We start from the raw sequence: 22,201 nt of genomic DNA, 5'->3' as shown, positions 1-22,201 counted from the left end.
CCATGGAACTGCACACCCTCGTCCAGCTCACCACCGGCGTGACGCTGCTGACCTGCGTCCTGGCGGTGGCCGGCGTGCACGCCTACGCCTCCGGCCGGGCCCGGCGCGCCGCCCTCGTGGACCGCCTCGCACACACCGGCCCGCCGCCCGCGACCGGCCGCAGACGCCGCTTCCGCGACCTGGACCGGCGGCTGCGCCGCACCCGCCTCGGCCGCTGGCTGGAGCGGCGCCTGGCGGCCACCGGCCTGGACGTCACGCCGGGGGAGTTCTTCGCCGCCATGCTCGGGACGGTCGCGGCCCTCTGGCTGATCGGCCAGGCAACCCTGGCCCCCTTCTTCGGCCCGATCGCGGGCCTGCTCGGCGTCTGGGCGGCGGTCCAGTTCCTCAACTGGCAGCGGCAGAAGCGCATCGAACGGTTCATCAACCAACTCCCGGAACTGGCCCGCATCCTGGCCAACGCCACCCAGGCCGGCCTCGCCCTGCGCACCGCGATCGGCATGGCGGCGGAGGAGCTGGAGGCCCCGGCCGGCGAGGAACTGGCCAAGGTCGCCGACCAGCTCGCCGTCGGCCACTCCCTGGACGACGCCCTCGGCGAGCTGGCCGACCGCCTGCCCTCCCGCGAACTGGTCGTCCTGGTCACCACGCTGGTCCTGTCGAACCGGGCGGGCGGCCAGGTGGTCTCCGCCCTGCGGAACCTGACCGAGACCCTGGAGGAGCGCAAGGAGACCCGGCGCGAGATCCGTACCCAGCTCTCCCAGGTGACCATGACGTCGTACGCCGTGCCCGTCCTCGGGATCGGCGCGTTGTTCCTGATGAACGGAGTCAAGGACGGCGCCCTCGACCGCATGACCGGCTCACCGGTCGGCCAGGCGTGCGTGATCATCGCGTTCGCCATGTACGCCGTCGGCTTCGTCCTCATCCGCCGGATGAGCCGGATCGACGTCTGAGGGAGGTGACCCGGTGGCATACCTGCTCGCCCTGCTGATGGGCCTCGGCGTCTGGGGCGCCTTCGCCGGCATCCGCATGTACCGCGCGGACGCCAGGCTCCCCGGCGACCTCGCCGTCGCCCTGGAGGTCGGCGCCACCCGCACCGGCGCGGTCGGCTCGGTCATCGACCGCATGGGCATGCGCTACGCCCCGGCCGTGCTGCGCCTGATGGGCCCGCGCCGCGTGGCCAGGTACCGCCGGAAGATCGACCTCGCGGGCAACCCCGGCGGCCTGACCATCGACCGCTACGCGGCCCGCCGCGCCGTCTACGGCGCACTGGGCGCCGTCGGCTTCCTGGTCTTCCTCCTCCGCGGCCAGTGGTTCGTGGCCGTACTTCTCCTGCTGTTCGGCGCGTTCTGGACGGAGGTCGGCCTCTGGTCGGCCATCCGGGTCCGCAAGGACGTCATCGAACGCACCCTGCCGGACTTCCTGGACGTCCTCGCGGTGGTGGTCAGCGCGGGGCTCGGCTTCCGGCAGGCCCTGGACCGGGTCGCCTCCCGCTACGAGGGCCCGTGGGCCGACGAACTGCGCATCACCCTGCGCCAGATGGACCTCGGCATGAGCCGCCGCGAGGCCTTCGCGGAGCTGCGCCGGCGCAACGACTCCGAGCAGGTGGCCATGTTCGTGACGGCGTTGCAGCAGGGCGAGGAGCTGGGCGCGCCCATCGTGGACACCCTGGTGTCCCTGGCCAAGGACATGCGCCGCACCGACGCCCAGAACGCCCGCCGCAAGGCCGCGCGGGCGGTGCCGAAGGCGACCCTGATGATCACCACGTTCATGGTCCCGGCGACGATGCTCCTGCTGGGCGCGGGCCTGCTCCTCGGCTCCGGCGTGGACTTCGGCTCACTCACGGGGGAGTGAGGACGGCCGTGACGGTGACGGGTTCGACGGTGCAGAGGGGGCGTACGGGCCGCGGCGTGCACGCGGGGGTGGCACGGGCCGGGGCGTGGCTGCGGGCGGCCGGGTGGAAGCGGGATCCGGGGGCGGCCGGGTGGAAGCGGGATCCGGGGGCGGCCGGGTTGGAGCGGGGGCCGGGGGCGGCCGGTGCTGGGACGGAGGTCCCACCGCACCCGAGCTCGTCGGCGACGCTTTCGGGGACGGTGGCGCCACCGGGCGAGCCTTCCGAGAAGCTCCAGATCCGTGCCCTCCAGGCCATGTGCCGCCAGGTCTTCGGCTTCCGCCTGGCGATGATCGTGCTGTCGGCCCCCGCCGCCCTCCTCAACGCGGCCCCCGGCCTGGGCGCCCGCCTGGTCGGCGCGGCCGTGGTCGTCACCTTCATGGTGTCCTACGTCCTCTTCCGCGACTGGGAACGCTTCGGCCCCCTCCTCCTGCGCCACCCCAGCCTGCTGGCCGCCGACACCCTCTTCGGCTCCTTCCTCCTCATCTCGGCCGGCCCGGACACCACCCTCGCCTACGTCAGCGTCTGCACCCCGCTCCTGGCCGGCCTGGTCTACGGCTGGCGCGGCGCCGCCTGCTTCGCCTCGCTCCAGTCCCTGATCCTGCTCCTGGTCCACGCGACCCTGAAGGCCGACCGGCACGCGCCGGTGGCGGAGGCCCTCCTCCTCCCCGGCCTCTGCGTCATCGCCGGTGCCATGGGCTCGACCCTGCGCAACCTGATGCTCCGCTTCGGCGCCGCGACCCAGGCCCTGACGACGGTCCAGGCCCGCCTCGCGGCGGCGGAGGCGGTGAGCGCGGAACGCGCCCGGCTGGCCCGCGAGATGCACGACTCCGTGGCCAAGACCCTGTACGGCGTGGCCCTGGCGGCGGACGGCCTGGCGGCCACGGCGTCGGCCGCGACCCCCGACCCGGCCCGCATCAGGGAACAGGCGGAACTGGTGTCCCGCTCGGCGCGCAGGGCGGCGGCGGAGTCCCGGGAGCTGCTGACGGACCTGCGCCGGGACCGGCCGGACGCGCCGGACCGGACCCCGCTGTGGCGGGAACTGGCGCACCGGGCGGCGGACTTCACGAACCGCACGGGCTTGAGGGTCACGTGTGGCTGGGGAGGGCAGGAGGGGGACGGTGAGACGGGCGAGGGCGGTGGTGGAGTGGGCGAGGGAACCGGCCTGCCCGCACTCCCGGCCCCCCTGGCCCGCCATGTCCTCTCCATCGTCATGGAGGCACTGGAGAACGCCCACCGGCACGCGTCCGCGACCCGCGTGGACATACGGGCGGCGGTCGACGGCCACCTGCTCCGCGTCACGGTCCACGACGACGGCAGGGGCCTTCCGCCGGGCACCACACTCGAAGAGCTGCGTGGTTCGGGCCACTTCGGCCTGCTCGGCATGGTCGAGCGGGCGGCGCAGGCCGGCGCCCGGATCCGCGTCGGAAGGGGCACCCACGAACGAGGCACGGAGGTCCGCCTGGAGGTCCCGTTGCCGACACCGACACCGACACCGACACCGACACCGGCACCGACACCGCCACCCGTGTCCCGGAATGCCTGAGAGGAGGCACATGCGCCCCCGACGACCACCACAGCCGTTCCCACCGCCGTCGTCGGCGTCCCCGCCGCTGCGGCTGCTGGTCGCCGACGACAACCCCGTCGTCCGCGCCGGTCTGACGGCCCTGCTCTCGGGTCACCCGGACACCACGGTGGTGGCGGAGGCGAGGGACGGGCGGGAGGCGTACGAGGCGGCGGTCCGGCACCGGCCGGACGTCATCCTCCTCGACGTCCGCATGCCCGGCGTCGACGGAATCTCGGCGTTGCCGCACCTGGTGGGGCTGGCCCCCGTCATGATGCTCACCTACAGCCACGAGACGGAGACCGTACGAGAGGCGCTGCGGCTGGGGGCGGGGGGATACCTGGTGCACGGCGAGTTCACGACGGAGCAGTTGGTGAGGGCGGTGCGGGACGTACGGGAGGGTCGTCCGCATGTGACGCCGGGGGCGGCGAGGGCGTTGCTGGCGGAGCTGTGGGGTGATGCACTTGCACACGACGACCCCCAACGTGCCGTTGATTTACCAGATTCGGCCCCCCACCCTCTTTCGCAACTGCAACCATCTATGGGACAGTCCTTCCGGTCACGGTTCCGGCTGAGCAGCAGGGAGGCGGAGATCATGGACCTCATCGCGTCCGGCATGACCAACCAGCAGATCGCCGCCGCCTGCTTCATCAGCGAGAAGACGGTCAAGAACCACATCAACCGCATCTTCGCCAAGCTCCACAGCACGACGAGGTCCCAGGCGACGGCGAAGTGGCTGGGGGTGGCCTGACATGACACACCGGGCAAGAACCCCCCACCCGGAATGGGCCTGGGGTTGGGCCCTGGGGCCCTGGGGTGGCATGACTGTTCTGTCCTACGCTTCGCGGATCCGAGGCGAAGCTGGAGGGGAAAACCGTGAGCAAATGGTTCAACACCACCGTCGCGTATCTGCAGTCCCGTGCCGCCCGGGACGACCGAGGGCAGACCGCGGTGGAGTACCTCGGCATCATCGCCGTGGTCGTGGCGATCGTGCTGGCGATCACGGGTACGAGCATCGGTCAATCGATCTACGACGCGATCACCCAGAAGATCGCCGAGGTCACCGGCGGCTGATTCCTCCACACCGCGACGCAGGGCAGGCCTTCCCCATCTACATCACGGTGGTGGCAGGCCTGCTCTTTCTTGCGTTCGCGTATCTCGCGGTCGGTCAGGCTGCGGTCAACCGGGGCGGTGCCCAGACGGCCGCTGATGCCGCAGCGCTCGCGGCGGCCCAAAACGTTCGGGACCAACTCGGGGAACAGTGGGTCAAGGTGCTGCTGGATCCGGAGAAGTGGCAGCAAATTCTCGAGGGGAAGACTGAGGTCGGCGACCCATGCTGGCGAGCCGGACAACTCGCGGCACAGAACGATGCCCAGTTGAATTCCTGCCTTTCACCCGAGTTGCTGAAGTACCGCGTCGATGTGAAGACCAACAAGTCCGTCGGTCATTCCGTCGTACCCGGAACGGAGGATGTCAAGTCGACTGCTTCCGCAACCGCCGTCATCGAACCGCTCTGCACGTTCGAGCTCTCCGACGAGGGAGACGAAGCGGATGCGCTGCCTGAACTCACCTGCAAGGACAAGGACTGGAAGCTGGATCCGGACGAGCCGGCGGAGCTTCCGAAGCCCGAAGACCTCTTCGACGTGCACCTGGGCTGACTGACAAGCTGACGATGAGTGACGAAGGAAGCGGAGCCATGAGCATTCGGTTCACTGCGAAGACCCGCAGGGGGATGGTCGCATTCTCCGTTGCGGTCGGTCTGGCTGTCGGGGTGGCCGGCTGCGGCGGAAGCGGTGATGACAACAAGAAGCCGGACAGTTCGGCGTCCGCCTCCAAAGCGGGCACATCGGAGCCGAGTGCTCAGGAGGGGCAGTCCGAAGAGCCGCTTGCAGAGCTGAAAGGCTCGGACGGTCTGATCCTCCAGGTCACCTCAGCGGTACGTGACTCGGGTGGCTTCGTCACCGTCAACGGCACGCTGAGGAACGACGGGGCCAAGAGCATCGTCATCCCGTCCGCCTTGAGCGGCAACGAAACCGAGATCCTGAGGAACGGCAGGTCTCTGGGTGGTGCCACGCTCATCGATTCGCAGGGCAAGAAGCGGTATTACGTGCTGCGGGACACGGAGGGCCGTCCCCTGACGACCACTGGCTTCTCGACACTCAAGTCCGGTGCCACCTTGGCCGTCTTCATGCAGTTCCCAGCCCCCCCGGCAAACACGACCGAAGTCGACTTCCAGCTGCCGACGTTCTCCTCCGCCCCCATCAAGATTTCCGGGTGAGGCCAAGTGATCACCGCACCCCGGACCGCCCTCACAGCCGCTGTCCTGCTGTTCGTCGTGAACCTGCCCGCCACCCCCGCGTCCGCCGACGACACCGGCCCCAGTGAACCCCCCGGTACCGAGCCCTCCGCCGCCGCCCCGGTGAAGGTCGACCCCACGGATCCGGATCTGAAGCTGCCGGAAGGGGCCACGCTGGCCGAGGCCAAGGTGTTGGACATCAAGTCGGTCGTGGAGGACCAGAGCGGGGACGAACGGCGCGAGGACACCAACGCCGACGTGACCTTCGCCCTCCAGGCCGAGGTGCTGTTCGACAAGGACAGCGCCAAGCTCGGCGCGGAGGCGAAGGCCCGTATCGCCGGCATCGCCGAGGAGATCAGGAAGCAGAACGCGACCCAGGTCCGCGTCTTCGGCTTCACCGACAACCTCGGCTCCTCCGCCCACGGCGACACCCTCTCCAAACAGCGCGCCAACGCCGTACAGGCCGTACTGGACCAGGACCTGAACACCCCGTCCATCACCTTCGACGTCCGCGGCTACGGCGAGCAGTACCCGATCGCCGACAACTCCACCGAGGCCGGCCGGAAGAAGAACCGCCGGGTCGAGGTGTCCTTTCCCCGCACCCAGCAGTGAGGCAGCACCCGGCTACCCCGGGTCCACCCCCAGGGCCCCCAGGTCCACCTCCACCTCCACCCGTACTCCCGGCCGCAGCCCCCACCCCGCCATCGCCCCCGCCTCCGCCTCCAGCACGTGCCGCGCCCGAGGGCGCGGCAGGCCCAGGCGGCCGGGGCGCATCGTGCGGACGGCGATGACGGTCAGGCGGCGGTCCAGGTAGGCGACGTCGATCGGGATCCGCATCCCGAAGGTGTGCACCCCACTGGCCGGCGACAGCAGCAGCGCCCCGTCGACCGCGTCCCGGCCCAGGAGCCCCTTCGTCCGCGCCCGGTAGGAAGCCGCGATCTCCAGGGGCACGGGGACGGCGGCCCGTCCCGCGCCGGAGGCGGAGGCCGGGCCCGCCCGCACGATCAGCCGTCCCCGCCCGTCCCGCCAGCGCCGCCCCATGCCCCGACCTCCCACGTCCAGCCACCCGTGTCGCCAACTCGCCCGGATCCGCAAACCCGTTGTCCTTTCCCGTCCTCCCCACTAGGAAGGGCTCCATGACCGCACTCGGTGTCGTATTCCGCCCCCAGCTTCCCCCCGAGCGGCTGCGGGCCGTCGCCCGCCTCGCGGATGACGTGGGGCTCGAAGAACTGTGGCTGTGGGAGGACTGCTTCCTGGAGGGCGGGGTCTCCACGGCCGCCGCCGCGCTCGCCTGGACCGAACGGGTGCGGGTCGGCATCGGACTGCTGCCCGTGCCGCTCAGGAACGTGGCCGTCACCGCCATGGAGGCCGCCTCGCTGGAGCGCATGTTCCCCGGCCGGGCCGTCCTGACCGTGGGGCACGGGGTGCAGGACTGGATGGGCCAGGTCGGCGCCCGGGCCGCCTCCCCGCTGGGCCTCCTCGGAGAACATCTCGACGCCCTGCGCGCCCTGCTGCACGGGGAACGGCTCAGTGTGCGCGGGCGGTACGTCCAGTTGGAGGACGTCGCCCTCGACTGGCCCCCGGAGCGCCCGGTCGACGTCCTCGCGGGCGCCACCGGACCCCGTACGCTCCGGCTCTCCGGTGAGAAGGCCGACGGCACCCTGCTCACGGCCGCCACCTCGGCGGACGGCGTACGGCGGGCCAGGAAGCTCGTGGAGGAGGGGCGGCGGGCGGCCGGACGTGACGGTGCGCACCGGATCGTGGTCTATCTGCTGGCCGCCACGGGCGCCGGCGCCGACGCCCGGCTGCGCGCGGAACTGGCCGCAGAGGGGCTGGAGCCGGCGGCGGACGTGGGGGTCGCCGGGGACGCGGGCGCGGTCGCCGAGGCGGTACGGCGGCTGACCGAGGCCGGTGCGGACACCGTCGTGCTGCAGCCGACGGCGGACGAGCCCGACCCGGAGGGCTTCGTGCGTTTCGCCGCGCGGGAGGTCCGCCCGCTGGTGCCCTGAGCGGACGCGGCGGGGAGATGAGCCACCGCAGGTCAGGGGCATTGTCAGTGGCGGGTGTCACACTCCCCTCATGGCTGACCCACACGAGCACGACATGACCGGTGACCGCGACACCGGTGCGCCCGAATCGGATCTCCCCGTGCGTCTGCGGGCCGTCACGGAGCAGGACCTGGAGGCCCTCTTCGCCTACGAGCACGACCCCGAAGCCGTCCGGCGGTCCAGGTTCGCCCCCCGGCCGCGGGAGGTCTTCTTCCGGCACTGGCGGGAGCGGGTGCTCGGTGACCCCGACTGCCTGGTGCGGACGGTCACCGTCGGCGGGGAGGCCGCCGGGAGCGTCGTGTCCTGGACGCAGGACGGGCGGCGGTTCATCGGTTACTGGCTCGGGCGGCCGTACTGGGGCCGCGGGGTCGGCACGCGGGCGCTCGCCCGGTTCCTGGAGCTGGAGCCGGTGCGCCCGCTGTACGCGGACCCCTTCGCCGGCAACACCGCCTCCGTGCGGCTCCTGGAGAGACACGGCTTCGAGCGGACCGGCACGGTCCGCCACGGGGCGGACGAGCACATCATGCTGGTTCTCGCCGCGCCGCCCGGGGAGGGCTGAGAGCGGTCCCGGCCGGGGGGCGGAAAACCGCATGACCCGCGGGGGCCCGGCTGGGACGATGGCCGTATGACTCTGCAGCGTTCCTTCGAGGACCTCGTGGCCGAGGGTGCCGCCGTACCGACCGAGGGCTGGGACTTCTCGTGGTTCGAGGGCCGGGCCACCGAGGATCGGCCGTCGTGGGGCTATGCCCGGTCGGCGGGGGAGCGGCTGGCCGGCGCGGAGGCCGTGCTGGACATCCAGACCGGTGGCGGAGAGGTGCTGGACTTCGCGCTGGGCCGGGCGGAGCCCGCCCGGCCGGTGCTGGTCGCGGCCACCGAGGGGTGGCCGCCGAACGTGGCGAAGGCCACCGCCCTGCTGCGCTCCCGGGGCGTCGTGGTGGTCGCCGCCCCGGACGACGCGCCGCTGCCGTTCGCGGACGGGGTGTTCGACCTGGTGCTCAGCCGGCACCCGGTGCGGCCGTACTGGACGGAGATCGCCCGGGTGCTGCGGCCCGGCGGGACGTACTTCGCCCAGCACGTGGGGCCGAGCAGCGCCTTCGAGCTGGTCGAGTACTTCCTCGGGCCGCAGCCGGAGGAGGCGCGCGCCGCCCGCGACCCCGAGCGGGAGCGGGCCGGCGCCGAGGCGGCGGGCCTGGAGGTGGCCGGGGTGCGGGCGGAGCGGCTGCGGATGGAGTTCCACGACATCGCCGCCGTCGTCCACTTCCTGCGCAAGGTGGTGTGGATGGTCCCGGACTTCACGGTCGAGGCGTACGAGCCCAGGCTGCGCGCGCTGCACGAACGGATCGAGAAGGAGGGGCCGTTCGTCGCGTACAGCGCCCGGCAGCTTTTCGACGTACGCAAGCCGGGTCGTCGACCGTAGTCCGACCGGAGTTCGCCCGGGGTTTCCACATTGTTATCGAGCGCGGTTCACACCGGTCTCCTCGATCACGTAAGTTCAGACCAAGGTTATTCGCGTGAGCAAAGCTGCGCGGGCGGTACCGCGCAGTGGAGGGGGCTGCGCGGTGCCGTGGAGCCGTGCGGTCTCCGTCCCGGTGGCGTAGCGGAGGCGTCAAGTCCACCCTTCACTGACGGCGTCGCCCGTCCGGGGGGATCCGGGGCAACTCGCCGATGAACCCCAAGATGGCCTAATCCTTGCGAATCCGTTCGTATCCGACCGGATTTCCCTGGAATTCCGCTGTGAACCGGCCATGAAGCCCCCATGAATCCCGCGTTCCGCGGCCAGCGTGGCGTCGCCGGATGATTCCGGAGAGTAGTTGTGACCCGCCGATGCACCCACCATCCCTTACGAAGGGTTATGGTGGAAACCCCCCCTCGGGCCGGTCCGTCTCCCCCCCACGGACCGGCCCGTTTTTCTTCCCCGCTCCGGGAACCCGATCCGGGAACCTCCCGTCCCCGGTCCGCCGTCCCCACTGAAGGGGCGGGCCATGACCAACCCCCGAGCAGCGGTAGGCTCAACGGCTCCGGCACCCCGTCCCCCGCGCCCAACCCCCGCGCCCAACCCCCGGAGGGTCACGTGAACCTGCGCGACAAGCTGCGCGGCCTGCTCGTCAGGCTCTACGCACGCCGGGTGGAAGGCCACCTGGACCACGCTCAGGTGCCCAAGCACATCGGCGTCATCATGGACGGCAACCGCCGCTGGGCGAAGGCGTCCGGCTCCAGCACCGTCCACGGGCACCGGGCCGGTGCCGAGAAGATCGAGGAGTTCCTCGGCTGGTGCACCGAGACCGACGTCGAGGTCGTCACCCTGTGGCTGCTGTCCACCGACAACTTCGACCGGCCGCAGGAGGAGCTCGTCCCCCTGCTCGGCATCATCGAGGACGTCGTCCGCACCCTCGCCGCCGACGGCCGCTGGCGGGTGCACCACGTCGGCACGATGGACCTGCTGCCCGCGCAGATGCAGACGGCCCTGAAGGAGGCCGAGGAGGCCACCGCCCACATCGACGGGATACTCGTCAACGTGGCCATCGGCTACGGCGGCCGGCAGGAGATCGCCGACGCCGTGCGCTCCATGCTGCTCGACGCGCAGGACAAGGGCGTGTCCATGGAGGAACTCGCCGAGTCCGTCGACATCGACATGATCGGCCGTCACCTGTACACCGGAGCCCAGCCCGATCCCGATCTGGTGATCCGCACCAGCGGGGAACAGCGGTTGTCCGGATTCATGCTCTGGCAGACCGCTCACTCGGAGTACTACTTCTGCGAGGTCTTCTGGCCGGCCTTCCGGAAGGTCGACTTCCTGCGTGCCCTGCGCGACTACGCCGCACGTCACCGCCGGTACGGAGGCTGACCCGCCGGCCCCGCCCCGTCGCCGCTCGGTGACGGGGCGTCGTCGTATACCCCGATTGGCGGGGATGTAACGAGGAGTTCACCGGCGCGCTGGTGGCCGCATTTGCATGGCCGCGCATCATCGAGGGCATAAGGCAAACAGGTCGACGCCCGAACCACGGGCGTCGGATCTCAGCGGGCGGCACGGGGTCGCCCGCCCGGGAGGCCCTTTGCACCAGCCCGACCGTGCGGCCACCGCACGGAAGCAGCCGCGGAGGGCCGGTTCACGGCCCGCCGTGCGCGGGGGCCGGACACCGGTCCAGCATCACTTCGTCGCTCCCCGACCTCATCCGAGGGGGTACGTCCTTCCGTGGTGACCAGCACAAAGCGCCACAAGCCCGACCGGCGCACGTATGTTCTCGACACCAGCGTCCTGCTGGCCGACCCGAACGCCCTGGCCCGCTTCGACGAGCACGAGGTCGTGCTCCCCATCGTGGTGGTCACGGAGCTGGAGGCCAAGCGGCACCATCCGGAGCTCGGCTACTTCGCCCGCCAGGCACTGCGCCTGCTGGACGACTACCGGGTGAAGCACGGTCGCCTCGACGCCCCCATCCCGATCGGGGAACTGGGCGGGACGGTCCGGGTCGAGCTCAACCACTCGGACCCCAGCGTGCTGCCCACCGGCTACCGCCTGGGGGACAACGACTCGCGCATCCTCGCGGTGGCCCGCAATCTGCAGGCCGAGGGGTTCGACGTCACCGTCGTGTCGAAGGACCTGCCGCTCAGGATCAAGGCGTCCTCGGTCGGCCTCCTCGCCGAGGAGTACCGGGCCGAACTGGCCATCACGGAGAACTCCGGCTGGACCGGGATGACCGAACTCACCCTGCCGGGCGAGCAGGTGGACGTCCTCTTCGAGGAAGGACACGTGTACGTCCCGGAGGCGGCCGACCTCCCCGTGCACACCGGCCTGACCATCCAGTCCGAGCGCGGCAAGGCGCTGGGCCGGGTCACCGCCGAGGGCAATGTCCGGCTGGTGCGCGGCGACCGGGAGGCGTTCGGCATCAAGGGCCGCAGCGCCGAGCAGCGCATCGCGCTCGACCTGCTGCTCGACCCGGACGTCGGCATCGTCTCGATGGGCGGCCGGGCCGGCACCGGCAAGTCGGCGCTGGCGCTGTGCGCGGGCCTGGAGGCGGTGCTGGAGCGCCGTCAGCACCAGAAGGTGATGGTCTTCCGGCCGCTGTACGCGGTCGGCGGGCAGGAGCTGGGCTATCTGCCGGGCACCGAGGCGGAGAAGATGAGCCCGTGGGCCCAGGCCGTCTTCGACACCCTGTCGGCGGTCACCAGCCGGGAGGTCATCGAGGAGGTCACCGCGCGCGGGATGCTGGAGGTGCTCCCGCTCACCCACATCCGCGGGCGCTCGCTGCACGACGCGTTCGTCATCGTGGACGAGGCGCAGTCCCTGGAGAAGAACGTCCTGCTGACTGTTCTGTCCCGGATCGGTGCGAATTCGCGTGTCGTTCTCACGCATGACGTGGCACAGCGGGACAATCTGCGCGTAGGACGCTACGACGGCGTTGTCGCCGTGGTGGAGAAACTGAAGGGTCACCCGCTCTTCGCCCACGTCACGCTGACGCGTTCCGAGAGATCCCAGATTGCGGCACTTGTGACCGAAATGCTGGAGGACGGTCACATCTGACGTATCTCGCGTAGAGGTGACGGCTGTTGGCGCCGTCCGGCAAAGGCCACGAGCCTAGCCGGGCGGCGCTTTCGCGCGTGGAGCTTTCCTGAAATCCCCAGGGCCAAACGGGATGTGAGCTTTCACACGCAACACAGAATTGCCACGCGGCGTCCGGTTACGGCAGAGTCTCGTTCCTGTCAGGCCCCGCATACGACACAGCTGTACCCCCAGCGGTACGGCACCCCTTGAGCATCATCAACTCCATAGAGTTCGTCGTATGCCGCCCGAGCACCACGCGGCGCTCCCTCTGGGGGAGTTGCCCACCGGGCCCGCGCCTCCCGTGACCCCGCAGTTGGGAGGCCAGTGTCAGGGGCACGATCGCGTCCGCCAGGGTCACCGAAGCGGGCGATGCTGGAAGGAAACCGTGTGAGCCGGATTTCGGTCCGGGGATTCGCAGTGGCCTCCGCCACCGCGGTCACCGCTGTCGGAAGCGTCGTCGGCGTTGCCTCGGGCAGCACCGCGCAGACCAACGACGCCGAGGCGACGGCAGCCGACACCACGCTCCTCGCCGACATACCCGCGGGTCAGCAGGCGCAGGTGCAGACCGCGTCCCTGACGCAGCAGGCCGACGCGCAGGCCATCGCCGCGGACGTGAGCGCCAAGAAGGACGCCGAGGAAGCGGCCCGCAAGGCTGCCGCCGAGACCGCGATCGCCAAGAAGGAGCTCGCCGAGAAGGCGGCCAAGGAGGCGAAGGAGCGCGCCGAGGCGAAGGCCGCGGCCAGCCGTGGGACCGATGTCCGCGACTCCTCCAGCTTCCCGGTCCAGGGCAGCTACTCCGTGGCGCAGATCCAGGCGATGGCGCGTCAGATGGTGGCCGGCGACCAGTACGGCTGCTTCAGCAACATCGTGAACCACGAGTCCAGCTGGAACTACCGCGCGGTGAACGCCTCCTCCGGCGCCTACGGCCTCTTCCAGGCCCTGCCCGGCTCCAAGATGGCCTCGGCCGGCGCCGACTGGCAGACCAACCCGGCCACCCAGATCAAGTGGGGCCTCAACTACATGAACGGCCGGTACGGCAGCCCGTGCCAGGCCTGGTCGTTCTGGCAGGCCAACCACTGGTACTAGGCGCTCGGCCGGTACCGGCGCCTCGCGCCGGTGCTCTCTCAACCTCGCGCAGCCCCTCCCCGTCCTTAGGGGAGGGGCTTTCGCCCTGTACGGTCGTATCCGAACGACTCCAGGGGGGAGTGGTGGCGAGCACCCGGGGACGCGGGGGAAGAGGACGGATCATGTCGCGAGTGCCAGGCTGGCTCGGCCGGCTGGGGGCCGGTCTCACCGAGATGAGCGAGCGCCTGGACGAGCGCCGCGCCGAGGTGGAGAAGGAGCACGGCGAAGCCGTCGAGCCCGCCGCGTCCGCCGATTCGGGGCCGGTCGACGCGCCTGCCGCCACGGCTGCGCCCGTCCGCCGGCCCGCAGCGCCGTCCGGTCCCCGCCCCGACCCGGCCGAGGCCGTGCCGTGGGGCGTCCGGGTCGCGGCCGAGGCGGGCTGGCGGCTGCTGGTGCTGGCCGGCACGGTCTGGGTGCTGATGCGGGTCATCAGCGCCATCCAACTGGTGGTGTTCGCCTTCGTCATCGCGCTGCTGGTCACCGCGCTGCTCCAGCCGACGGTCGCCCGGCTCACCCGGCGGGGGGTGCCGCGCGGCCCGGCCACCGCGCTCACCGCCATCAGCGGCTTCGTCGTCATCGGCCTGATGGGCTGGTTCGTGACCTGGCAGGTCATGGAGAACATCGACACGCTCTCCAACCAGATCCAGAGCGGCATCGACGACCTGCGCAACTGGCTGCTGAAGAGCCCGTTCCACGTCACCGACAAGCAGATCAACCAGATCGCCAAGAACCTCCGTGAGGCGATCGGCGCCAACGCCGACCAGATCACGTCGGCCGGTCTGGAGGGCGTCCAGGTCATCGTGGAGGCCCTCACCGGCATCCTGCTGGTGTTCTTCTCGACGCTGTTCCTGCTCTACGACGGCAAGCGCATCTGGCAGTGGTTCCTGAAGCTGGTGCCCGCCGCCGCCCGTCCGGGCGTGGCCGGCGCCGGTCCGCGCGCCTGGCGCACCCTGACCGCCTACGTGCGCGGCACGGTCCTGGTCGCCCTCATCGACGCCATCTTCATCGGCATCGGCATCTACTTCCTGGACGTGCCGATGGCCGTCCCGCTGGCCGTCTTCATCTTCCTGTTCTCGTTCATCCCGCTGGTCGGCGCGGTCGCCTCCGGCGCGCTCGCGGTGATCGTGGCCCTGGTCACCCAGGGCGTCTTCACCGCCGTGATGACACTCGTCGTCGTCCTCGCGGTCCAGCAGATCGAGGGGCACGTCCTGCAGCCGTTCATCCTGGGCCGCGCGGTCCGGGTCCACCCGCTGGCCGTCGTCCTGACCGTGGCCGCCGGCGGCATGGTGGCCGGCATCGGCGGCGCGGTGGTGGCCGTACCGCTGGTGGCGGTGACGAACACGGTGGTGGGGTACCTGCGGCAGTATTCGCAGGAGGTCCAGCAGCACGCCTCCGCCGAGCCGGTGGAGGAGACCGAGGCCCCGGACGCGGAGGACCCCGCCCACCAGGGGTGAGCGGGGTCCTCGGCGTACGGCTTATTCGGCCAGAACGGCCTCGGCGTCGAGGGTGACGCCGACCGCCTGCACCACAGAGGCGATCTTGAACGCCTCCTGGACGGTCTCGCGCTCCACGCCGGCCTTGCGCAGTACCTGCTCGTGCGAGTCCAGGCACATGCCACAGCCGTTGATCGCGGAGACCGCGAACGACCACAGCTCGAAGTCGACCTTCTCCACGCCCGGGTTGCCGATGACGTTCATCCGCAGGCCCGCGCGCAGGGTGCCGTACTCGTGGTCGGACAGCAGGTGCCGGGTGCGGTAGAAGACGTTGTTCATCGCCATGATGGCGGCGGCCGACTTGGCGGCCTGGTACGCCTCCGGCGAGAGGTTCGCCTTCGCCTCCGGCTCCAGCTCACGCAGCACGATCGGGGAACGGGAGGCGATGGCGGTCGCCAGCACCGTGCCCCACAGCTGCTGCGCGGGCAGGTCCGAGTTGCCGATGACCGAGCCCAGGTTGAGCTTCAGGTCCTTGGCGTAGTCCGGGATACGGGACTTGAGGGAGTCGAGCGACACGGGTCACTCACCAGCCAGCAGCGCGACCGGGTCGAGGGTCTGCTCGCCCTTGGTCCAGTTGCACGGGCACAGCTCGTCGGTCTGCAGGGCGTCCAGGACCCGCAGGACCTCCTTGGGGTTGCGGCCCACGGAACCGGCGGTGACCATCGTGAACTGGATCTCGTGGTTCGGGTCCACGACGAAGACGGCGCGCTGGGCGTAGCCGTCCTCGCCCTCGATGCCGAGGTCGCGCATCAGCTCGTGCTTGGGGTCCGCCATCATCGGGAACGGCAGGTCGGTCAGGTCCGGGTGGTCCTTGCGCCAGGCGTGGTGGACGAACTCGGAGTCACCCGAGAAGCCGAGGATCTGGGCGTCGCGGTCGGCGAACTCGTCGTTCAGCTTCCCGAACGCGGCGATCTCGGTCGGGCACACGAACGTGAAGTCCTTGGGCCAGGCGAAGACCACCAGCCACTTGCCCTCGTAGGACTTGTGGTGGATCTGCTCGAACTCCTTGCCCTTCTCCAGCGAGACGCAGGCGGTCAGTTCGAACTCGGGGAACTTGTCACCGACAGTGAGCACGCGCTCTCCTTGCAGCGAAGAAACTTCCCTTTTGGGGTGTTTCCCATGGGTTGGACGTGATCGATGGTGGCACAGGGTGCATTGATTAGTGAAATAGCTACACTCGGTCGTGTTGATCGGAGGTAGTTATCAGTGACCGTGAGCAACGGCAAACGCAGGCAGCCGAGCCTGGCGCAGCTACGGGCGTTCGCCGCCGTGGCCGAGCACCTGCACTTCCGGGACGCGGCGGCGGCCATCGGGATGAGCCAGCCCGCCCTCTCGGGCGCGGTCTCGACCCTGGAGGAGACCCTCGGCGTGACCCTCCTTGAGCGTACGACCCGCAAGGTGCTGCTCTCGCCCGCGGGGGAGCGGCTGGCCGTGCGGGCCAAGGCGGTGCTGGACGCGGTGGGCGCGCTGCTGGAGGAGGCCGAGGCGGTCCGGGCGCCCTTCACGGGCGTGCTGCGCCTCGGGGTGATCCCCACGGTCGCGCCGTACCTGCTGCCGACCGTGCTGCGGCTCGTCCACGACCGCTACCCGCACCTCGACCTCCAGGTGCACGAGGAGCAGACCGCCAACCTGGTCGAGGGCCTGAACTCCGGGCGGCTCGACCTGCTGCTGCTGGCCGTGCCGCTGGGCGTCCCCGGAGTCCTGGAACTCCCCCTCTTCGACGAGGACTTCGTGCTCGTCACCCCGCTCGACCACTGGCTCGGCGGCCGGGAGGGCATCCCGCGCGAGGCGTTGAAGGAGCTGAACCTGCTCCTCCTGGACGAGGGTCATTGCCTGCGCGACCAGGCGCTGGACATCTGCCGGGAGGCCGGCCGCGAGGACGCCCCGGTCACCACCACGGCGGCCGGCCTGTCCACGCTGGTCCAGCTGGTGGCCGGCGGCCTCGGCTGCACGCTGCTCCCGCGCACCGCGCTGAAGCTGGAGACCACCCGCAGCAGCCAGCTGCTGACCGGGTGCTTCGCCGAGCCCGCCCCGAGCCGCCGGGTCGCGTTCGCGATGCGCGCGGGGGCGGCGCGCGCCGCGGAGTACGAGGAGTTGGCGGGCGCCTTGCGGGAGGCGTTGCGGGCGTTGCCCGTCCGGGTGCTGGCGGCGTGAGCGCCCCGCAGGGGCGCGGGGCACCGCCCGACCGGCCGTGACGGCGCCGCAGCCGGTCGACGGCGGACTCACTCCGTACGCAGGCCCTCCGGCCGCATCATCCTGACCAGCGGCGGCAGGCTCAACAGCGTGACCGCGAGGACCACCGCCGCGCCGGCGCCGGTCAGGGACAGGACGCTCGCCCAGTCGACGGAGACCGGGGTCGCCGTCATCTTCAGCAGGACCGTGCCGAGGGTCAGGCCCACCGCCGAGGCCAGCAGCAGACCGAGCGCGATCGGTACGGCCGTCTGCCACAGCACCGACAGGCCGAGCGTGCGGCGCCGGGTGCCGAAGGCGAGCAGTGACGACAGCAGTTTGCGCCGCTCGCGCAACTGCTCCAGCTGGGAGACCAGCAGGCTCGCCCCGATCAGCGCCAGCACGCAGACCGCGCCGATGAACAGGCCGGTGCGCAGGGAGGTGTACCGGCCGGACCGCTCGGTGGCCGCCCAGGTCCAGGCGTAGGCGAGCGGGTCGGTCCGGGCGGTCGTGGTGCGCACGCGCTCCTGGGCGTCCGGCACCGTGTCGTCCAGGCGCAGATAGACGTGGCCGTACAGCGTCGCGGTGGCCTGGGCGGGCAGGGCGGAGGGAGTGACCAGCAGGCCGCTGGGGTCGCCCTGGAGCGCGTCCTTGCGCGCGGTGGCCTTGGGTACCGTGGCCGGCAGCGTCCAGGCGACCTCCCGGCCGCGCGCCTCCCCCTGCGTCGGGTCGATCCAGACCCGCGCGCCCGGCCGCATGACGGGCCGGAGCCCGTTCTGGTAACCGGGGTCCGAGTACGGGTTGTACAGGGCGAAGACATCGCCGTCGCGGCAGGACGGCAGGTGGGCGACCTCCCTGAGCGCGGCGCAGTTCCCGACGGTGACGGGGGCCACGCGGTCGGGTTCCCGGCGCTTGCCGCCGACCTGGCCGGTGGACAGCGCCACCGACGTCCGTACTCCCTTGGTGCCGGCGAGCTCCGCGCGTGCGGCGGGCAGCCGGGTGCGATCGGACAGGTCGACCTCCATCTGGGCCCGGCCCGGGTCCCTGCCGGTCTCCTTGGTGTACTGGCTCTCCACGCCCGCGAACAGCATCTGCAGCGCGATCGCCCCGGCCACCGCCACCGCGATGCCGTTGACCATGCGGGCGGCCGTGCCGCTGCTCAACTGCAGCCGCCGTACCGCCAGTTGCCAGGAGACCCCGCCCGCGCCGAGCCGGCTGACGAACGCCTCCACCAGCCAGGGCAGCAGCGCGGTGACGCCGACCAGGAGCAGCAGCACGCCGCCGATGACGAGGTACTGGTTGAAGTCGCCGTGGGAACGGCCGTTGCCGATCATCGGGTACAGCATCGCCAGGCCCGCCAACGGCAGCAGGAGCCGCCACCACAGGCGCCGGCGGGGCTGCCTGGCCGTGCGCACCACGCCGAGCGGTTCCACGACCACCCCGCGCATCGCCAGCAACGTCACCAGCACCGCGGCCGCCGGAACCGCCACCGCCACCAGCGCGACCAGGGCGGGGGAGGGGTCGAGGTAGCTCGGGAAGAAGCTCTCCCCCATGACCTCCACCGAGCCCGCCACCTGCCGTCCGATCAGGAAGAACACCGTGCCGACGGCCAGTCCGAGCAGCGACCCGGCCAGCGCCTCGCCCGCCGCGGTCCGGCGGGTCATCCGGCTGTCGGAGCCCACCAGCCGCAGCGCGGCCAGCCGGCGGTCGCGCCGTTCGCCGCCGAACCGCACGGCCGCGGCGATGAAGACGGCGACCGGCGTGAGCAGGACGACGAACACGACGAGCGTCATGAGGATGAGCACCGGGTCGGTCTGCTCCGGCACCGGGTCGGGGTTGCCGAAGGCGTTCAGCCGGTCCACCCGGGCGCCGCCCGAGTGCGGGACGAGGCCGTCGGCCCCCGCGTAGTAGGCGAGTTCCTGCGAGCCGATGAGTCCGCTGTCACCGATGGTCCCGGTGATCCGGTACGGGATCCGCTCGCGCAGCAGCCCCGCGCCGTCCGAGGACAGCAGCCTCTTCAGGGCGGGCGAGACCATCATCTCGCCCTTCGCCGGGAAGCGGCCGACGCCGGGCGGCAGCGGCGCCCGGGCGCCCTCCGGTTCGAGCAGCCGGCCGCGGATGTTCTTGCCGTGCCACTCGGTGTCGGTGACCCCGACCAGCACGGTGTTCCCGGCCTTGGGGGTGTCGTAGGAGGCCGAGAAGTCCTGGCGGGCGTTCTCCACCCGGTCGCGGGCGGTCAGGATGTTCGGCAGTGCCGTCGTCAGCAGCAGCAGGGCCACGCCCAGGCCGACGCCGACCGCCGTGAGCAGCATCCGGACCCAGCCCTCGCGTCCGCCGGTGACGGCGAACCGGGCCCCCATGCCCAGGTCTCTGCACCACTGCCGGACGTTCATATGGCGCGCTCCATGTCCCGGGACCTGCCGTCGCGTACGACGATCTCGCGGTCGGAGTAGGCGGCCACCCGGGCCTCGTGCGTGACCAGGACCACGGCGGCGTTGGTGGAGCGGGCCGCGTCGGTCAGCAGCTCCATCACGCGTTCGCCGTTGAGGGAGTCGAGCGCGCCGGTCGGCTCGTCGGCGAACAGCACCCGGGGTCCGGTGACCAGCGCCCGCGCCACCGCGACCCGCTGGCCCTGGCCGCCGGAGACCTCGCCGGGCCGCTTGCCCTTGAGGTCGTCCACCTCCAGGCGTTCCATCCAGCTCAGCGCGGCCCGCTCGGCCTCCTTGCGGGACGTGCCGTTCAGGCGCAGCGGCAGCGCCACGTTCTCCACGCAGGTCAGCTCCGGGACGAGCTGCCCGAACTGGAAGACGAAGCCGAACTCGCTGCGGCGCAGGGCACTGCGCCCGGCGTCGCTCATGCCGGCCAGTTCACGGCCGTCGTAGGTGATGGAGCCGGAGTCGGGCGGCACGATGCCGGCCAGGCAGTGCAGCAGCGTGGACTTGCCGGAGCCGGAGGGGCCCATGACGGCGACGACCTCGCCGGGGTGGATGGAGAACTCCGCGCCGTCGAGGGCGACCGTGGGGCCGTAGGACTTGCGCAGGTTCTCGGCGGCGAGCAGGGTGCCGGGCGGGGGAGTCACTTGGCCACCACCTCCGCGCGGAGCTTGTCGAGGCGCGCGGCGGTCAGTTCCAGCCAGCGCAGGTCGGCCTCCAGGTGGAACAGGGCATGGTCGCAGATCAGCTGGTCCGCGAGGTCGCCCTTGCGCTTGCGGTCGGTCAGGATGCGCATGCTGCGCAGGTGTTCGGCCCGCTGGGTGTCGAGGATGTCGGTCGCGTCGCGGTGGGTGAGCAGGGCGAGGACGACCTTGGTGTAGAGGGTCGACTGGAGGTACTCCTCCGGCTTCTCCGGGGTGGCGAGCCAGCGCTCGACGTCGGTGACGCCGGCGTCGGTGATGGCGTACCGCTTGCGCTCGGGGCCGCCGCCGGCCTCGATCCCGTCGACTTCCACGAGGCCGTGCTTCAGCAGCCGGGACATCGTGGAATAGACCTGGCCGTAGTGCAGCGGCCGGTCGTGACCGAACTTCTCGTCGAAGGCCCGCTTGAGGTCGTAGCCGTGGCGCGGGCCGGACTCCAGGAGTCCCAGAAGGGTGTGACCGATGGACATGGCAGCACTCTACACACGGTGTATACGCGGGATGTATACACGCCGTGCGGGGAGCGTGGCGGGCGGTACGGCCCCGCAGGTGGGGGCCGGTTGTCACGGTTCTGACACAGGCGGCCGGCCCCGCCGCGGCAGGGGTCCGGTGTCCTTCGGCAGGCGCCCCGCCTCCGCGAGTGCCCTCCGCAGCAGGAACTCGATCTGCGCGTTCGCCGAGCGCAGCTCGTCCCCGGCCCACCGGGCCAGCGCCTCGTACACCAGCGGGTCCAGCCGCAGCAGCACCTGCTTGCGCTGCTGCGGCCGGCGCTTCGGGGTCCCCGAGGGGTCCGTCACCGGATCCGTCACTGGTAGAGCGTCCCCGTGTTGAGGACCGGCTGGGGGGCCCGGTCCCCGCACAGCACCACCATCAGGTTCGACACCATCGCCGCCTTCCGTTCCTCGTCCAGCTCCACGATGTCCGCGTCCGCGATGCGGGCCAGCGCCGCCTCGACCATGCCGACCGCGCCGTCCACGATCTGCCGTCGGGCCGCGACGACCGCACCCGCCTGCTGCCGCTGGAGCATCGCCGAGGCGATCTCGGGAGCGTACGCGAGGTGCGTGAAGCGCGACTCGATGATCCGCACCCCGGCCGCCTCCACCCGCGCCTGGAGTTCCACGGCCAGCTTCTCGGTGATCTCCTCGGCGTTGCCGCGCAGCGACAGGCCGTCCTCCTCGTGGGCGTCGTACGGGTACTCGATGGCGATGTGCCGCACGGCCGTCTCGGTCTGCGTGGCGACGAACTCGGCGAAGTCGTCCACCTCGAAGGTGGCCTGGGCGGTGTCCTGGACCTTCCACACCACGACCGCGGCCAGCTCGATCGGGTTGCCGTAGGCGTCGTTGACCTTCAGTACGGCGGTCTCGTGGTTGCGCACCCGGGTGGAGATCCGGGTCCGGGAGGTGAAGGGGTTCACCCAGCGCAGACCGTCCTGCCGGATCGTGCCCCGGTAACGCCCGAAGAGCTGGACGACCCGGGCCTCGCCCGGCGCGACCGTGTTCAGGCCGCGCATCCCGATGACGGACGCCAGCAGGACGACGACGCCGGCGGCGACGAACCCGCCCTGGGCCGCGCCCGAGGAGGCCGCCCCGGAGGCCGCGAACAGCGCGACCGCGGCGCCGAGCCCGATCAGTCCGAGCAGCAGGGCGAGCCCGCCGCCGATGCTGTGGGCGGTGAACTCCCGCACCCGTGGCGCGGGCATCTCGGGGACGTCGGCGGTGGCGGCCGGCTCGGATATGGACATAGGGGACCCCCGGTTCTGGTGGCGCCTGGCTCTGTCTGCCTAGCTCCGTTCTAGCAAAGTGATAACACTTTACGCCGCCGAGCAACCTTGGACCAGTCACAGCCGTCGGTTCCGATGGGGCAGGTGCTGATTGTCACGTCCGTAAAAGAACGGATCGGACGCCCTTTGTCATATAGAGGGGTGTTAGCTTTCGGAGCTGACCCCGAG

At 71.2% G+C, this 22,201-nt stretch carries 24 protein-coding genes; 16 read left to right on the top strand and 8 right to left on the bottom strand.

What is annotated here, in order from left to right; translation table 11 throughout:
- Positions 1-2: 2 nt before the first annotated feature.
- From C3492_RS30245 to C3492_RS30205, 8 genes are all read left to right on the top strand, one after another.
- Positions 3-947, top strand: coding sequence for a type II secretion system F family protein (locus C3492_RS30245; protein ID WP_103815821.1), 945 nt, complete (start codon positions 3-5; stop codon positions 945-947).
- 13 nt (positions 948-960) lie between these two features.
- A complete protein-coding gene (locus C3492_RS30240; protein WP_181140627.1) occupies positions 961-1,848 on the top strand; it encodes a DUF5936 domain-containing protein in 888 nt (295 codons plus the stop codon).
- 8 nt (positions 1,849-1,856) lie between these two features.
- A complete protein-coding gene (locus C3492_RS30230; protein ID WP_308461163.1) occupies positions 1,857-3,431 on the top strand; it encodes a histidine kinase in 1,575 nt (524 codons plus the stop codon).
- A 10-nt stretch (positions 3,432-3,441) separates the two neighbouring features.
- On the top strand, positions 3,442-4,200 hold the full coding sequence (locus tag C3492_RS30225; protein ID WP_103815819.1) for a response regulator transcription factor: 759 nt from the start codon (positions 3,442-3,444) through the stop codon (positions 4,198-4,200).
- 125 nt (positions 4,201-4,325) lie between these two features.
- On the top strand, positions 4,326-4,523 hold the full coding sequence (locus tag C3492_RS30220) for a Flp family type IVb pilin (protein ID WP_103815818.1): 198 nt from the start codon (positions 4,326-4,328) through the stop codon (positions 4,521-4,523).
- A complete protein-coding gene (locus tag C3492_RS30215) occupies positions 4,523-5,107 on the top strand; it encodes a pilus assembly protein TadG-related protein (RefSeq protein ID WP_374938394.1) in 585 nt (194 codons plus the stop codon). Before C3492_RS30220 ends, C3492_RS30215 begins: the two co-directional genes overlap by 1 nt.
- A gap of 38 nt (positions 5,108-5,145) precedes the next feature.
- Positions 5,146-5,727, top strand: coding sequence for a hypothetical protein (locus C3492_RS30210; RefSeq protein WP_103815817.1), 582 nt, complete (start codon positions 5,146-5,148; stop codon positions 5,725-5,727).
- Positions 5,728-5,733: 6 nt separating this feature from the next.
- On the top strand, positions 5,734-6,357 hold the full coding sequence (locus C3492_RS30205) for an OmpA family protein (protein WP_103815816.1): 624 nt from the start codon (positions 5,734-5,736) through the stop codon (positions 6,355-6,357).
- Positions 6,358-6,369: 12 nt separating this feature from the next.
- Here C3492_RS30205 and C3492_RS30200 read toward each other — a convergent pair whose 3' ends face one another.
- Positions 6,370-6,786 carry a DUF192 domain-containing protein gene (locus tag C3492_RS30200; RefSeq protein WP_103815815.1) on the bottom strand — a complete coding sequence of 139 codons (417 nt, stop codon included), beginning with the start codon at positions 6,784-6,786 and terminating at the stop codon, positions 6,370-6,372.
- A gap of 95 nt (positions 6,787-6,881) precedes the next feature.
- On the opposite strand from C3492_RS30200, the gene C3492_RS30195 reads away from it, so the two are divergent.
- From C3492_RS30195 to C3492_RS30165, 7 genes are all read left to right on the top strand, one after another.
- The gene (locus C3492_RS30195; RefSeq protein ID WP_103815814.1) at positions 6,882-7,754 is read left to right on the top strand and encodes an LLM class flavin-dependent oxidoreductase; all 873 of its coding nucleotides are present in this window, start codon (positions 6,882-6,884) and stop codon (positions 7,752-7,754) included.
- A 70-nt stretch (positions 7,755-7,824) separates the two neighbouring features.
- Entirely contained in the window at positions 7,825-8,352 is a 528-nt protein-coding gene (locus C3492_RS30190; protein WP_103815813.1) for a GNAT family N-acetyltransferase, read from the top strand.
- A 66-nt stretch (positions 8,353-8,418) separates the two neighbouring features.
- Positions 8,419-9,210 carry a class I SAM-dependent methyltransferase gene (locus C3492_RS30185; RefSeq protein WP_103815812.1) on the top strand — a complete coding sequence of 264 codons (792 nt, stop codon included), beginning with the start codon at positions 8,419-8,421 and terminating at the stop codon, positions 9,208-9,210.
- A 654-nt stretch (positions 9,211-9,864) separates the two neighbouring features.
- The gene (locus C3492_RS30180) at positions 9,865-10,638 is read left to right on the top strand and encodes an isoprenyl transferase (RefSeq protein ID WP_103815811.1); all 774 of its coding nucleotides are present in this window, start codon (positions 9,865-9,867) and stop codon (positions 10,636-10,638) included.
- 348 nt (positions 10,639-10,986) lie between these two features.
- A complete protein-coding gene (locus C3492_RS30175) occupies positions 10,987-12,312 on the top strand; it encodes a PhoH family protein (RefSeq protein WP_014674686.1) in 1,326 nt (441 codons plus the stop codon).
- A 390-nt stretch (positions 12,313-12,702) separates the two neighbouring features.
- A complete protein-coding gene (locus C3492_RS30170; RefSeq protein ID WP_181140626.1) occupies positions 12,703-13,419 on the top strand; it encodes a transglycosylase SLT domain-containing protein in 717 nt (238 codons plus the stop codon).
- Between the two features lie 161 nt (positions 13,420-13,580).
- On the top strand, positions 13,581-14,912 hold the full coding sequence (locus C3492_RS30165) for an AI-2E family transporter (RefSeq protein ID WP_103815809.1): 1,332 nt from the start codon (positions 13,581-13,583) through the stop codon (positions 14,910-14,912).
- A 21-nt stretch (positions 14,913-14,933) separates the two neighbouring features.
- Here the strand turns inward: C3492_RS30165 and C3492_RS30160 are convergent, their stop codons facing one another.
- Positions 14,934-15,467 (bottom strand): alkyl hydroperoxide reductase, encoded by a 534-nt coding sequence (locus tag C3492_RS30160; protein ID WP_103815808.1) that lies wholly within the window; start codon positions 15,465-15,467, stop codon positions 14,934-14,936.
- A gap of 3 nt (positions 15,468-15,470) precedes the next feature.
- Complete coding sequence (locus C3492_RS30155; protein WP_103815807.1) at positions 15,471-16,025, bottom strand: peroxiredoxin; 555 nt, start codon at positions 16,023-16,025, stop codon at positions 15,471-15,473.
- A 132-nt stretch (positions 16,026-16,157) separates the two neighbouring features.
- Here C3492_RS30155 and C3492_RS30150 point away from each other — a divergent pair, with 132 nt between their 5' ends.
- A complete protein-coding gene (locus C3492_RS30150) occupies positions 16,158-17,105 on the top strand; it encodes a LysR substrate-binding domain-containing protein (protein ID WP_103815806.1) in 948 nt (315 codons plus the stop codon).
- Between the two features lie 68 nt (positions 17,106-17,173).
- Here C3492_RS30150 and C3492_RS30145 read toward each other — a convergent pair whose 3' ends face one another.
- The 5 genes from C3492_RS30145 to C3492_RS30125 all read right to left on the bottom strand — a co-directional run bounded on the left by C3492_RS30145 (position 17,174) and on the right by C3492_RS30125 (position 21,994).
- Positions 17,174-19,513 (bottom strand): ABC transporter permease, encoded by a 2,340-nt coding sequence (locus C3492_RS30145; protein WP_103815805.1) that lies wholly within the window; start codon positions 19,511-19,513, stop codon positions 17,174-17,176.
- Entirely contained in the window at positions 19,510-20,199 is a 690-nt protein-coding gene (locus tag C3492_RS30140) for an ABC transporter ATP-binding protein (RefSeq protein WP_103815804.1), read from the bottom strand. Before C3492_RS30140 ends, C3492_RS30145 begins: the two co-directional genes overlap by 4 nt.
- Entirely contained in the window at positions 20,196-20,723 is a 528-nt protein-coding gene (locus C3492_RS30135) for a PadR family transcriptional regulator (protein ID WP_103815803.1), read from the bottom strand. The genes C3492_RS30140 and C3492_RS30135 overlap by 4 nt, the downstream gene beginning before the upstream one ends.
- 93 nt (positions 20,724-20,816) lie before the next feature.
- Positions 20,817-21,062, bottom strand: a complete 246-nt coding sequence (locus C3492_RS30130) for a hypothetical protein (protein WP_103815802.1) — start codon at positions 21,060-21,062, stop codon at positions 20,817-20,819.
- Complete coding sequence (locus C3492_RS30125; RefSeq protein WP_103815801.1) at positions 21,059-21,994, bottom strand: SPFH domain-containing protein; 936 nt, start codon at positions 21,992-21,994, stop codon at positions 21,059-21,061. Before C3492_RS30125 ends, C3492_RS30130 begins: the two co-directional genes overlap by 4 nt.
- Positions 21,995-22,201 lie beyond the last annotated feature (207 nt).

Source organism: Streptomyces sp. Ru62 (genome assembly GCF_002920615.1).
Lineage (GTDB): Bacteria > Actinomycetota > Actinomycetes > Streptomycetales > Streptomycetaceae > Streptomyces.
Note: the sequence above shows the minus strand (reverse complement) of the source record. Positions and strands in the feature narration are given on the sequence as shown.